We start from the raw sequence: 13729 nt of genomic DNA on the forward strand, positions 1-13729 counted from the left end.
AAAAAAGATAAACAAAATGTATTTTAAAGGTAAAAAACCTCAATCTAAATAGATTGAGGTTTTTGTGGGGAGAGCAGGATTCGAACCTGCGAAGTCGTAAGACAACGGAGTTACAGTCCGTCCCAGTTGGCCGCTTTGGTATCTCCCCAAAGCTTTAGAAAAAAAATAAAAGCTTTTCTTAAATAAGAAAAGCTTTTTGTGACCGGGCTGGGGCTCGAACCCAGGACCCTCTCCTTAAAAGGGAGATGCTCTACCAACTGAGCTACCAGGTCATTTATTTTTCTCCTTAGCGGGTGCAAATATACACTCCTTTTTCACATCCACAAACTTTTTTATAAAAAAAAAACTACTTAAATAAAACTAAAAATTAAACAAGACTGATTATCTGAATATTAGATGAAATAATATTTTATAAAAAAACAATTTTTAAGTTTTCATATGATTAAGCTACGACTTTAAAACTTATTTCTACATCATCCAAATACGGCATAAAACAAAAAAGCATTACTAAAATTTTAGTAATGCTTTTTTGTTTTATGCTATTATTGATTAATCCCCCAATTCATCAATAATAAACCCTTGTGTATTAGAAACAATACTCTGCTAAACAACTAATGTATAAATGGTATTCGATTATGTGTAAATGGCCTTTTTTTTGACATAACACTGAATAAAAGCTTGCTAAATACCTGTAAGTAAACAAAATACGAACAATAAAAAACCTCAATCTAAATAGATTGAGGTTTTTGTGGGGAGAGCAGGATTCGAACCTGCGAAGTCGTAAGACAACGGAGTTACAGTCCGTCCCAGTTGGCCGCTTTGGTATCTCCCCAAAGCTTTAGAAAAAAATAAAAGCTTTTCTTAAATAAGAAAAGCTTTTTGTGACCGGGCTGGGGCTCGAACCCAGGACCCTCTCCTTAAAAGGGAGATGCTCTACCAACTGAGCTACCAGGTCATTTATTTTTCTCCTTAGCGGGTGCAAATATACACTCCTTTTTTACTTCTACAAAACCTTTTTATCAAAAAAATAACCGATTTATCAATATTTATTTTAGTTCTTTGTTTTACAATAATTTAACACTAAAATTATTTTTCTGATAAATATGCTTGACGTACTTTTTTGAACAGATTAGATGAATATACAAAATCTACTACTGCTTTATTATCCGTTTTAAAAATTTCCTTATGAGAGCCTTCCCATGCTTTTATTCCATCTTTAAGAAAAACAATTTTATCTCCTATTTCCATCACAGAATTCATATCATGCGTATTAATAATCGTTGTTATTTTATACTCGTCTGTAATTTCTTGAATTAAATTATCGATTACAATTGATGTTTGCGGATCTAAACCTGAATTTGGTTCGTCACAAAACAAATATTTAGGTTTCATTACAATAGCACGTGCTATTGCAACACGTTTTTGCATTCCTCCTGATAGTTCTGCTGGAAATTTTTTATTTGAATTCTCTAAGTTCACTCGTTTTAAAACAAAGTTAACTCTATCTAGCATTTCGCTTTCTGGCTGCTTTGTAAACATTTTTAAAGGAAACATTACATTTTCCTCTACAGTTTGTGAATCAAACAGTGCACTTCCTTGAAAAACCATTCCTAGCTCTTTTCTAAAGTCTCTTTTATCTTCTATAGACATTTCATTATTTACGCGACCATCATATACGATACTTCCTTTTTCAGGAATGTGAAGCCCAATTAATGATTTTAAAAAAACTGTTTTACCAGAACCACTTTGTCCTATAATTAAACTTGTTTCTCCTGGAGAAAATGAAGTTGAAATTCCTTTTAAAATTTCAACACCATTAAACCCTTTATGTAAGTTATTTACTTCAATCATTAGGTTAGCAACATTTGAGTTAATAAATAATTAGCGATAACAATAAGAACGGTTGTCCAAACAACAGATTGCGTACTTGCCTTACCCACTTCTAACGAACCACCTTTTACATAATACCCATGATAAGAGGGCACAGTAGCTATTAAAAAGGCAAAAATTAATGTTTTTATAATTGCATAGGTTAGTAAAAACGGATTGAAATCCATCTGTACACCTGCTATATAATCTACTCCAGAAAACAATCCTGATAGCACACCTGCTAACCATCCTCCGAAAATTCCTAAGAACATTCCAAGAACTATTAAAAAAGGGTAAAAGAATACCGTAGCTATTATTTTAGGCAATACTAAATAATTTAATGAATTAATCCCCATTACTTCTAAGGCATCAATTTGTTCGGTAACACGCATTGCACCGATACTTGAAGTAATATATGAACCTACTTTCCCTGCCAAAATAATAGAACAAAACGTAGGAGCAAATTCTAATATGATAGATCTTTTGGCTGCGAAACCTATTAAAGACCTTGGTATAAACGGACTTTCTAAATTTAAAGCTGTCTGCAATGCTATTACTCCACCAATAAAAAAAGATATAAAAGCAATAATACCTAAAGATTTAAGACCTAATTCATCTATCTCTCTAAACAAAGCTTCTCTAAAAACACGTGCTCTCTGTGGTTTTGTAAATACTTGTTTTAGCATTCCAAAATACTTACCTATATGCTCAATGTAGTTCATTAAACTAATCTATTTTTCTTTTTGCTAAAGTATTAAAAAACCATTAACTCTTTGCTTTATTATCTATTTTAGTACGCATTTACTTACCTTTGATTTTATAATTTTTAAAAATCAAAATGAAAAAATTAATAACTTTAGCTGCCATTGCCTTGTTTGGTTTATATAGTTTTACCCCTATTAAAAAAAAGGACCCTAAAAAACCGAAACTAGTTATAGGTATTGTTATCGATCAGATGCGCTATGATTATCTTACTCGTTTTGCTAGTAAATATGGTAAAGATGGCTTTAATCGTTTATTAAATGGTGGTTTTTCACTCGAAAACGCTCACTATAACTACATACCTACTTATACGGCTGTTGGGCATGCATCAATTTACACAGGTACTACCCCTGTAAATCACGCCATAATTAGTAACAATTGGTATGATAAATACTTAAAAGAAACTATTTATTGTGTTGATGACAGCAATTACAAAACTGTTGGAAATGATGGTAATGGTGGTGAAAAATCACCTCAAAGAATGCTTACTACTACCGTTACAGATCAATTAAGATTGGCACAAAACATGAACGGAAAAACTATTGGTATTGCAATTAAAGATCGTTCTGCTATTTTACCCGCTGGTCATACAGCTAATACTGCCTATTGGTTTGATGGAGGTAGCAAAGGCGATTGGATAACTTCGTCATACTACCTAAATAAATTACCTAATTGGGTGCGAAAGTTTAATAACTCTAAAATTGTTGATAATTACCTAGCACAACCCTGGGAAACTCTTTATGATATTAATACTTATACGGAAAGTATTGCTGACGATAATAACTTTGAAATGTCTTTTAAAGGAGAAGAAAAACCAGTTTTCCCTCACGATATTCCAAAATTAAAAGATAAAAACAATAATTATAGTATTATAAAAGCAATTCCTGCTGGAAACTCTTTGACTACCGATTTTGCAAAAGCAGCTATCATAGGAGAGAATTTAGGCAAATCGGATTACACTGATTTTTTAGCCGTTAGTTACTCTTCTACTGATTATGTTGGTCATCAATTTGGTGTTGCATCCAAAGAAGTTGAAGATACTTATTTACGTTTAGATAAAGACTTGGCTAACTTTTTTCAGTTTTTAGATACACAAGTTGGCGAAGGTAATTACACCTTATTTTTAACTGCAGATCACGCAGCTGTTCAAGTTCCTAAGTTTTTAAAATCGGTTAAAATTCCTGCCAACTATTTTAGCTACAAAAAATTTAAAGAGTATGTAAACAATATTACTTTGAAATATTTTAAGTCTGATGAATTAGTAGAAAATATTTCTAACTTTCAAATTTTCTTAGATAAAGAAAAAATTGAAGAATTAAAGCTTAACGCTAATGAAGTAGTTCAGAGAATTACTGATCAAGTAATTAATTACAAAGGGATATATAAATCAGTAACTGCAAGAACTTTACAAACTACTTCTTTTACTTCTGGAATTTTAAACTCATTACAAAACGGTTATAATCAAAAATTTTCGGGAGATATTTTATTAATTCCTAATCCGTCTACACTAAGTACTTATTACAAAGATGGTGGAACCTCACATGGTTCAGGATATTCTTATGATACTCACATACCTATTATTTTTTATGGTAACGGAATTAAACAAGGTGCTTCTAAAAAGAAATATGAAATTATAGATATTGCTCCTACAATCTCTAACCTATTACAAATTGAATTTCCCAACGGTTCAACAGGTAAAATTATAGAAGAAGTTTTAAATTAAAAAAAGCGCTCATAGAGCGCTTTTTTTAATTTAAATAGGATATAGAACTATAACACAGAAGAGGTAGATATATGTATTTATTTAACTATTTTTTTTATTCTTAACCTTACAGTATATCTTACTCATTTTTCTATTATTTGATTTAATTATATAATTATAAAAAATGACAGTAAGTAGTATAATAAAAATGTAAATCATATTGTTATAAATTTGTTTTCTAATTAGTTAAAAACATAATTTCACAAAAAGTCACATTTTTATTTATTTTGGATTATTTAATATTATAAGTGCTGCAATAACACCTGGTACCCAACCGCATAAAGTTAGTAGAAATACTATTATAATTGAACCACAGCCTTTTCCTATTACTGCTAATGGCGGAAAAAAAACAGCCAATAAAACTCTTAATAAACTCATTTTAATTTTTAGTTAATTTAATATATAATAAAGACTACTGTTCTTAAAAATTGTTACAAATATTATAATACAAAATATTTCTAATTAAGCATTGTCTGTGATTATTCAACAGTTTATATTTGTAAAAAAAAGCTTTGAAAAATTTATCACCCCTAAAGTTAATTTACACTTTACTTCTTTTATCTTCTTTAAATTTATTTGCTCAATTAGAAGCCCATTTAATCGAAAACCAAGGTTGGGTTAAAGGTAATTATGTTGAAATAGGTATTAATGAAAAAGGTGTTTTTGGTACTAAAAAGAATAACAAACCTACATCATTTCATGAAAACAGAGAATTTAGTAATTTATTATTTGGTTTTATAGCAAATCCTAAGAAAGATAATTGGGTAGATTATGATGGCGACTTCTTTACCCCTGGTGAAGCAGAAGAAGGTTTTTCTATTGAAATAGATGGTATAAATCACAATAACAATAATGTTTCCTTCTTTGATGGTGTTATGGGAGGAATAGTTAGTAGTAAAAAAATAGAATCTGACTGCTTCGAAAGTTTAGCACAAATTATATGGGAAGGTTCTGTAGATGGTTTGCAAATAAAAAGATCTTACAGTGTTACTGAAAACGGAACGTTTATTCAAATGATCACTTCAATCAGTAATACATCAAATGACATAAAAAAGAATGTTTTTTTTATGCACAATGTAGATCCTGACAATAATGTTTCTCTTTCTTCTGTTTACGCGACTAATTTAGAAATATTAAGTCAACCTAGTGCCAGTGATGATATAGCACTTGTTATGGCAACTCAAGATGCTGTTGGTGGTGTTGAAGATACTGACGGATCTGCTGTTAGTTTTTATGCAAATGATAAAAGAGCTAAAGTTAGTTTTGGTGGCTTTTCTAACAGGAGTGCTAGTAATATTTGGAATGGTACAACTGTAACAAATACTATTGGGGCAACAACTTTCGATGACATTGCCATGTCTATCTCTTTTAATATAGGAAATATTGCTCCAAAAGAAACTAAAAATTTTGTTTACTACTATTTCTTAAAAGAAGTAGATAAAACATTTGTTCCTATAATTGTAAACATATCTACATCTAATCCCACAGAATGTAACGGAAATGATGGGAGTTTACTTTTATCTGGTTTAAACGCTAATGAAGATTATACAATTAGCTATAGTCAAAACGGAACTCCAATTCCAGAAAAAACATATACAACTGATAATTTAGGAAATATTGAAATAGCTAACTTAATAGTGGGTGATTATTCTGACTTTAAAATAGGAGACACAACCTGTACTTCTAAATTAGACACAACCTACTCCCTAAATCCACCTGCTCCGTTAAATCCTACATTTTTAACTAAAAACCCTACGAAATGTGATGGAAACGATGGAAGTATAATTTTAACCGATTTAAATGCTAATGAAAATTACATTATTAGCTATATTAAAAATGGAATATTAATCCCTGATGCAACCTTTACTACAAATAGTTTAGGTGAAATTGAGATTATTAATTTAATAGAAGGCGATTATTCTGACTTTAAAATTACTTATAAGAGTTGCGTTACACAACTTAGTTCAACTCACACATTAAGCCCTCCAACACCCTTAAACCCCGTATTTAGCAGCGTAAACCCTACAAACTGTAATGGAGATGATGGTACTATTATTATTTCTGGACTAACAGATGGTGAGCAAACAGTAATTAACTACAAAGTAAACGGAACAGCTGCTCCTGAAACAATTTACGCACCTAATAGTGCTGGTGAAATAGCACTAAATAACCTTTCAAATGGTACTTTTTCAGATTTTAGTTTAGAATATATCTCTTCAAGTTGCTCTAGAACTCCAAGTGATATTATTGTTTTAAATGGTACAACTCCTTTTACTACAACAAACATACCCGATCAGTCTTTTTGTGATATTAATTTTGACTTTATAACCAATATTCAACTTAGCGTAGTTGACAATATTGCATTAGGTGTTTTAAGCTCTTCTGAATTTTCAGTATCTTATCATTCTTCTATAGATAATGCAAATAATAGTATAGATCTTGATAAAAACAATTATAACACTACTGGTATACCTACTTATTCTTTATTTGCTAAAATTAAAAACAATACAACAGGTTGTTATGAGATAGAACCTTTTATAATACTTATAAATACTCCTGCTAATTTTGAAATAGAAGATCTTTTTTTATGTAAAACTACAGATGACAACTTTATAACGCCCGAAATTGACACAAACCTAGATGATAGTTTATATACTTTTCAATGGTATTTAAATGATGTTTTATTACCTGAAACAACACCTAACATTTTTATTAATACAGCAGGGACATATAAAGTAAAAGCAACTACAATAACTACAGGATGCTCTATTACCGAAGAAGCTGAAGTTATCCCTTCTGGAGAACCAGATAAATTAGATTTATTTTTAAATTCAGAATTATTTGCTAACAATCACACAATAACTATAAATGCCCTTGGTAGCGGAAATTACATATACAGACTTAATGATGAGCCTTTTCAAGAAAGCCCAGTTTTTGAAAATGTTCCTGCTGGTTTTAATACTTTTTATGTTTTAGATGAGAACGGTTGTGGTGAAACAAGTATCAGTAAAACTATTATTGATTACCCAAGATTCTTTACTCCTAACAACGATGGATCTAACGATACATGGCAAATCATAGGAATAGAATATCTAACAAACCCAACAGTTCAAATAGCTAACAGGTTTGGTAAACCATTATTTACATTAACAAAAGGATCTAAAGGCTGGGATGGTTTTTATAACGGTATAAGAATGCCTAAAAACGACTATTGGTTTATATTAACTTACACTAATGATTATGGAATAAAGCAACAGGTTAAATCGCATTTCTCTTTAATATATTAAGTAATTCTACTTCATAAAAAAGTCTCCTTTATAAATTATAAAGGAGACTTTTTTTTAGAACCTGTTAAAATCTACATTAATTTCCCGAAGAAAATAGCGTTCATTAACAATTTGTTTGTTCCAAACCAAAAAGCTCTAAAGTTTGTATTGTCTGTAAAAACAATAACCTTACCAGACCCTAATCTATTAACTTTAAACGGAACCGTGTTTTTTAATACATTCAAGTTTTCTTTAGAGACATAACCACTCAATAAAGGGCTGTCGGTATATTGTATCGGATTATTATAACTCTTTTTGTCTGCCTGAATAAACTGACGTGTATTTCTAAATAAAGCGATTTTATCACTCTTGTATCCGAAATTTACAGGATGCGAACGATCTGTTTTTGCTTCAAAAATTGCACCACCGATTACTTGTGCACCTGATTGTAACGATTTATTTTCAAACGATATATTTTCAACTGTATCTATCTTTGTTTTATTAAATTTTAAATCGATGAATTTTTTATTAGACAACCAATTAACTGCATTTCTATATCCTATTAGAACACCACCGTTTCGTACCCAAACTTTTAACTTGTCTTCTAATCTTTTATCAACCGAATAACTATTAGGCACAACAATCGTTGTATACTTATCTAAGTTTATTCTTGAAGCATACGAAACATCTAACTTGGTTAATTTCATTTCAAAACGCTGATCTAATAAATGCCAAATTTCACCAGCATCATAACTCGTCATCCCGCTACCAACTAACATCGCTATTTTTTGTGGTTTTATTACTCTGAAGTTCCTACTCCCTAAATCAATTCCCTCATTTAACCCCGTAGCAACACCTTTTAGGTTAATATGATTCTTAACCGCAATTTTATTTAAAAACTCATATAATTCTGAGTTGTTTAATTTCTGATTTTGAGCTGGAATAAAAATAGTTCCATAATCAAACGATTCTCCATTATTTTTAAACTGCTTCATAGCCACTTTTGCACGCAATCCTTTTTCTAAAATCGTATTTAAAGCTTTCGGAGTTTCATATTCATTCCAAGAAAACAAATACCCAACACTACTTTTATTTTTAATTGTTCCTTCTTTTTTCTTTAAATCAACAATCTCTTCCCCTGCTTTTGATAAAGAAATATTATCAGCAAAATCTACTCCAAAGGCATGATTGAATGTCCATGCAGAAACATCGTAAAATAAACTATCTTTAAAAGTAGTTCGTACATCAAACATTGCTTTTACCAATCGGTTATTCTTCTGATTCATTGGTACAACATAACTATACCCTTTTTTAAAATTTTTTCCTTTTGATGTAAAATCAGTTTTTAATTCGTGTATTTTTATTTGATGCTTTTTTAAAACTGCTGCTAAATGATAGGTTTTTACAGCATCTTTTTCATCTCCAAAAACAATCGCTTTATTATCTCCTGAATGTCGAGATTTCTCATAAAAACTTTGTTGATATTTTAAGATTTTTACACGCATATTTTTAGCTGCTTCTAAAGTTGATAAAGTAGCTGTAAATTGATTGCGAATTGTAAACGGAAAAGTTAACACTCCGTTTTCACTTTCTTGTGCATGTCCACGAGAACTTCCTTGCTCGAACAAAATACCGATACTTCCGTTAATATCTGGGAATGTTGAGCCTTTTCCGTAGTAAAAATCATCAAAACTTTCTTCACTATAATACGTTGATCCTATTTTATCAAAAGCCTTTGCATGGTAGGTTGCAATTTCTTTGGTTAAATCCTGGTTCATCTGCGGCGTTAACGGATTTGTTCTACTCGGAATTCCCGGTTGAAAAAAGAAACTCGAGTTGGTTCCCATTTCATGATGATCGGTTAAAATATTTGGTAACCATTTATGAAAAGAAGCTATTCTTGCAGCACTTTCAGGTAACTGAACTGGCAACCAATCACGGTTCATATCAAACCAATAGTGATTTGTTCTTCCGCCAGGCCAAACTTCATGATATTCTCTATCATTAGGGTCAGGGTTTATATTGTCCGCCTTGTTTGTATTTACCCAATATGCAAAACGCTGTAAACCATCAGGATTCAAAGATGGATCGAACAATATAATTGTATTCTCTAATAACTCATCAATTTTAGCTCCTTCTGCAGCTGCTAAATAATAAGCCGATGCTAATGCAGAGTTTGTTCCACTAGGTTCATTTCCATGAATAGAAAAACCCTGATAAACCACTATAGGTTGACTCGAAACATTTACCGAAGCATCATCAGTCGCTTTTATGTGTTGCTTTCTAATTTGCTCTAAATTTTCATGATTTTTAGGCGAAGTAATTGTTAATAATAATAAAGGTCTTCCTTCATAGGTTTGCCCTCTATCTTCAATAAAAACTCTATCAGAAGCCTTTGCCAAAGCTTTCATATATTCTACCAACTTATCGTGTGTTACATGCCACTCTCCTACTTCATGACCTATAACCGATTTTGGTGTTGGTATATTTTTAGCATAAGAAACATCATTAGGTAGGTAATACGATAAATCTAATTTTTGTTGTGCAGTTACAGAGATTGATACCATTATCAATAGTAGTAAAAAAGCTTTTTTCATTTGTTATGTTGTTTAATAAGCTAACAAATATATTAAATCTAAAAATGCTTTTTTTCCAATAGCAAATAATTCGTTTTCAACTATTAAAAAACCCTTTCCTAACACTTCTTATAAATTGGAAGTAATACGTATATTGCGTTTTAAAAAAACAACTTATGCAACATTTTGATGTAGCTATTATTGGTAGTGGTCCTTCTGGGGCTTCAACTGCTTTTCATTTAGCTAAAAAAGGAATTTCAACTGTTATAATAGAGAAAGAAACATTACCTCGCTATAAAACTTGTGGTGGTGGATTTGTTTTTAGAGGCCGTAAAGATTTACCTTTTGATATCTCTTCTGTTGTTGAGCGTGAATTTAACACGATCGATATATATTTAGGTGAAAAACTACATTTTAAAACACAAAGAGAAGACCCTACAGTTACTATGATTATGAGAGATTCTTTCGATCATTTAATCGTAGAAAAAGCGAAGGAGCTTGGTGTTACTTTATTAGAGAATCATAAGTTAAATAAATTACATTTTTCTGATGATAAAATCACTTTAGAAACATCTCAAGGAGAACTTTCTGCTAAATTTATAATTGCTGCAGACGGTGCTTTAAGTCCTACCGCAAAAATGGCTGGATGGAAAGAAGATACTCGAAAATTAATACCCGCTTTAGAATATGAAGTAGAGGTTTCTGACGACGATTTTAATCGCTTAAAAGACGAAGTTCGTTTTGATATTGATGCTATACCTTACGGTTACGCGTGGAGTTTCCCTAAGAAAAATCATTTATCAATAGGAGTTGCATCTGCAAGAAGAACAAAAATAAATTTAAAGAAATTTTACCAAGAGTATATGGAAACACTTGGTATTACTAATGTAATTAATGAATCTCAACACGGATTCCAAATTCCTGTGGCACCAAGAACTGATGGATTTGTGAAAAACAACGTGTTTTTAATTGGAGATGCTGCTGGTTTTGCAGATCCTGTTACTGCTGAAGGTATTTCAAATGCTATTTATAGCGGTAAATTAGCTGCTGAAGCAATAAGTGAAAGCAACTTAAATGAGAAACTTGCAGAGGAATTATACCTTGCTAAAATAAGTGAAAAACTACTACCAGAACTTAATACTGGTTTATGGCTTTCTAAGTGGTTTTATGAGCAAAAAACGATCCGTAATCTTTTATTAAAAAAATATGGGCAACGTTTTAGCGAAGCAATGGCAGACGTTTTTCATGGAAAACGCTCTTACCCAAAAGACATTAAACAGACTATAAAAAACAAAATAAAATCGTTGGTTTCTTAATCGAAGATTTATAGAAAAAAAGACACCGTTTAGATTATATAAACGGTGTCTTTTCATTTTATAACTGATTTTACTCTTTACGTACTCTTTTTAAATTTAGTAAATCAACCGGATTTATACCCAATCCTTGAATATTTTTTTGACTAAAACGAATTACTTCATCATAATATAACGGAACAATCGGAGCTTCTTCTATAATAATACTATCCATTTGTTGATACAATTTGTAACGCTTTTTAACATCGATTTCCTTTATTGATTTCTCATACAAATTATCAAATTTCTCATTCTTAAAATGCGTGTAATTTGGTCCGTTGGGCGTAAAATTTTTACTATAAAATAACGATACGTAGTTTTCTGCGTCTGGATAATCAGCAATCCAACTTGCTCTAAAAACAGGTAGTTTTCCACTTGACTTTCCTTGTCGTAAGGTTGAAGGCGGAATTACATCTACTTTAGTTTGCAAGCCTATATTTTGTAATTCACGCTGAATAAATTCACATAAGTCTAAATAATTACCATTCGTAGTAATCGTAATTTCTGGATTTATATTTCCTGTCACCTTTATGTATTCAGAAACCAACGCAGCCGCTTTTTCTGGCTGATAAGAATATCCTTTTTGGTTATTAAACGACGGCAATCCTTTTGGTATAAATCCACTTGTGGCAGGTGTACCAATTCCGTTTCGCAAGAATTTAATCATTTTTACACGATCAAATCCATAATTTATAGCTTGCCTTATTAATTTTGATTTTGTTGGTTCTTCATTTTCACCATCTAAATAAATCCCTAAATATTCAGTGTTCAAATATGCGCCTGTTTCCATCTTAATCTCACTTACATATTTCTCTTTTAAAGTTCCGTCTGTATTTAAAATATCATCTTTATAAGAAGCGTCAAGACTTTTCATAAAGTCGAGATTTCCTTGTATAAATTGTAAAAATTCACTCTGCTTATCAGGTAAAAAAGTAATTGCAACAGCTTCTAAATAAGGCAATGAATTCCCTGTTATATCTTTTTCATAAAACATCTTGTTTTTACGTAATACTAATTTTGTGTTTTCTACCCATAATTTAAATTTAAAAGGACCTGTACCAATCGGATTTGCTCTAAAAGAGTTGCCAAAATAAGTTACCGCTTCTTTCGGAACTACCGAACAATATTTCATAGCCAACAACCCTAAAAAAGGTGGAAATGGCTGTTTTAAATTGATTGTAAAAAGCGAATCGTTTTCAGCCTTAAAATTTGCTACGTTTTGTAAAACCCAACCTCCTGGAGAGGCAACATTTTTATCTAATAACCTACTAAATGAATATTCAAAATCATTGGCAGTAACATTTCTCGTTGAATCTTTTCCGAACAATGAGTGTTTATGAAAATTCACATCTTTTCGTAGGTTGAACTTATATTTTTTTCCGTCTTCAGAAAGCGTCCAATTTTTAGCGATGTCGGGTTGTACATGTAAACTATCATCTAACTGCACCAAACCATTAAATAACTGATTTACCGCCCAAATATTTCGTTGATCTTTTGCAAAAGCAGGATCCAGCGAAGTAATATTCGAATGTTCATTATAACGAAAAACCTGAGTTTCAGAAAAAGAACTAGTCTCTTTAGCACAAGAATAAAAACCGATAAAAAGAAGTACTAAAACAAAAAACTTACTTGTTCTTCCTTTTATTTTTATAATATGATTTATCTGCAATGTATATGATTTTAGAAACTTCAGCATATATCGTTGAAGCATCTTTATTTGTTATTTTAATATCTTTTTGTAAATCTATTTCTTGCGCATCTTTTAGTCGTTCTTTTATTTGCTGAATCTCCTCTTCAGAAAAAATAAAATCAGCATACGAATTTGATTTTGCAGGTCTTTTAAACTTAATATTGGCACTTTTATCCCAAACTACATAATCGTTGCCTAGAATATTCATTAGCTGAATCATAAAAACAGGGTCTGTTGCCGAAAATAAACTTCCTCCGAAAATAGATCCTACATAGTTTTTGTTTTTATAACTAATAGGAATTTTAACTTTTACATTATACAAATCGTCAGATACTTCAATAATTTTACCTGTAGATCTACGATACATTGGTGAAATATTAAATCCGTATTTAAAAATAGTACTTTGTTTTAAAAAAGTACTTAAAACCTTAGATATTGTTGCGTACATTTAA

9 protein-coding genes and 4 tRNA genes are annotated in these 13729 nt (G+C 30.9%); 3 read left to right on the forward strand and 10 right to left on the reverse strand.

What is annotated here, in order from left to right; all coding sequences use genetic code 11:
• Nucleotides 1–65: 65 nt before the first annotated feature.
• The 6 genes from H0I30_RS06760 to H0I30_RS06785 all read right to left on the reverse strand — a co-directional run bounded on the left by H0I30_RS06760 (nucleotide 66) and on the right by H0I30_RS06785 (nucleotide 2591).
• Nucleotides 66–148, reverse strand: a tRNA-Tyr gene (locus H0I30_RS06760).
• Nucleotides 149–199: 51 nt separating this feature from the next.
• A tRNA-Lys gene (locus H0I30_RS06765) sits at nucleotides 200–272 on the reverse strand.
• Nucleotides 273–749: 477 nt separating this feature from the next.
• Nucleotides 750–832: transfer RNA gene (locus H0I30_RS06770), tRNA-Tyr, on the reverse strand.
• Nucleotides 833–882: 50 nt separating this feature from the next.
• Nucleotides 883–955: transfer RNA gene (locus H0I30_RS06775), tRNA-Lys, on the reverse strand.
• A gap of 131 nt (nucleotides 956–1086) precedes the next feature.
• On the reverse strand, nucleotides 1087–1851 hold the full coding sequence (locus H0I30_RS06780; protein WP_218771125.1) for an ABC transporter ATP-binding protein: 765 nt from the start codon (nucleotides 1849–1851) through the stop codon (nucleotides 1087–1089).
• On the reverse strand, nucleotides 1851–2591 hold the full coding sequence (locus H0I30_RS06785; protein WP_218771126.1) for an ABC transporter permease: 741 nt from the start codon (nucleotides 2589–2591) through the stop codon (nucleotides 1851–1853). The genes H0I30_RS06780 and H0I30_RS06785 overlap by 1 nt, the downstream gene beginning before the upstream one ends.
• Before the next feature lie 116 nt (nucleotides 2592–2707).
• Between H0I30_RS06785 and pafA the strand changes: the two genes are divergently transcribed.
• Nucleotides 2708–4354: an alkaline phosphatase PafA gene (pafA, locus tag H0I30_RS06790; protein WP_218771127.1), complete on the forward strand. Its 1647-nt coding sequence runs from the start codon at nucleotides 2708–2710 to the stop codon at nucleotides 4352–4354.
• 261 nt (nucleotides 4355–4615) lie between these two features.
• Here pafA and H0I30_RS06795 read toward each other — a convergent pair whose 3' ends face one another.
• Nucleotides 4616–4771, reverse strand: a complete 156-nt coding sequence (locus H0I30_RS06795; RefSeq protein ID WP_218771128.1) for a YqaE/Pmp3 family membrane protein — start codon at nucleotides 4769–4771, stop codon at nucleotides 4616–4618.
• A gap of 134 nt (nucleotides 4772–4905) precedes the next feature.
• Between H0I30_RS06795 and H0I30_RS06800 the strand changes: the two genes are divergently transcribed.
• The gene (locus tag H0I30_RS06800) at nucleotides 4906–7680 is read left to right on the forward strand and encodes a T9SS type B sorting domain-containing protein (protein ID WP_218771129.1); all 2775 of its coding nucleotides are present in this window, start codon (nucleotides 4906–4908) and stop codon (nucleotides 7678–7680) included.
• A gap of 71 nt (nucleotides 7681–7751) precedes the next feature.
• On the opposite strand, the gene H0I30_RS06805 is transcribed toward H0I30_RS06800, so the two are convergent.
• The gene (locus tag H0I30_RS06805; protein ID WP_218771130.1) at nucleotides 7752–10256 is read right to left on the reverse strand and encodes a M14 family metallopeptidase; all 2505 of its coding nucleotides are present in this window, start codon (nucleotides 10254–10256) and stop codon (nucleotides 7752–7754) included.
• Between the two features lie 155 nt (nucleotides 10257–10411).
• Between H0I30_RS06805 and H0I30_RS06810 the strand changes: the two genes are divergently transcribed.
• Nucleotides 10412–11551, forward strand: a complete 1140-nt coding sequence (locus H0I30_RS06810) for a geranylgeranyl reductase family protein (protein ID WP_218771131.1) — start codon at nucleotides 10412–10414, stop codon at nucleotides 11549–11551.
• 70 nt (nucleotides 11552–11621) lie between these two features.
• On the opposite strand, the gene H0I30_RS06815 is transcribed toward H0I30_RS06810, so the two are convergent.
• Nucleotides 11622–13250 carry an ABC transporter substrate-binding protein gene (locus H0I30_RS06815; protein WP_370624097.1) on the reverse strand — a complete coding sequence of 543 codons (1629 nt, stop codon included), beginning with the start codon at nucleotides 13248–13250 and terminating at the stop codon, nucleotides 11622–11624.
• Nucleotides 13213–13725 carry a DUF4442 domain-containing protein gene (locus H0I30_RS06820; protein ID WP_218771133.1) on the reverse strand — a complete coding sequence of 171 codons (513 nt, stop codon included), beginning with the start codon at nucleotides 13723–13725 and terminating at the stop codon, nucleotides 13213–13215. The genes H0I30_RS06815 and H0I30_RS06820 overlap by 38 nt, the downstream gene beginning before the upstream one ends.
• Between the last annotated feature and the right edge of the window lie 4 nt (nucleotides 13726–13729).

It is taken from the genome of Tenacibaculum sp. AHE14PA (genome assembly GCF_019278465.1).
GTDB lineage: Bacteria > Bacteroidota > Bacteroidia > Flavobacteriales > Flavobacteriaceae > Polaribacter > Polaribacter bernardetii.

What these genes read in the sequence shown, in the direction of transcription:
- H0I30_RS06780 (WP_218771125.1), bottom strand. Translation starts at nt 1,851, where the DNA reads ATGATTGAAGTAAATAACTTACATAAAGGGTTTAATGGTGTTGAAATT.
- H0I30_RS06785 (WP_218771126.1), bottom strand. Translation starts at nt 2,591, where the DNA reads ATGAACTACATTGAGCATATAGGTAAGTATTTTGGAATGCTAAAACAA.
- pafA (WP_218771127.1), top strand. Translation starts at nt 2,708, where the DNA reads ATGAAAAAATTAATAACTTTAGCTGCCATTGCCTTGTTTGGTTTATAT.
- H0I30_RS06795 (WP_218771128.1), bottom strand. Translation starts at nt 4,771, where the DNA reads ATGAGTTTATTAAGAGTTTTATTGGCTGTTTTTTTTCCGCCATTAGCA.
- H0I30_RS06805 (WP_218771130.1), bottom strand. Translation starts at nt 10,256, where the DNA reads ATGAAAAAAGCTTTTTTACTACTATTGATAATGGTATCAATCTCTGTA.
- H0I30_RS06810 (WP_218771131.1), top strand. Translation starts at nt 10,412, where the DNA reads ATGCAACATTTTGATGTAGCTATTATTGGTAGTGGTCCTTCTGGGGCT.
- H0I30_RS06820 (WP_218771133.1), bottom strand. Translation starts at nt 13,725, where the DNA reads ATGTACGCAACAATATCTAAGGTTTTAAGTACTTTTTTAAAACAAAGT.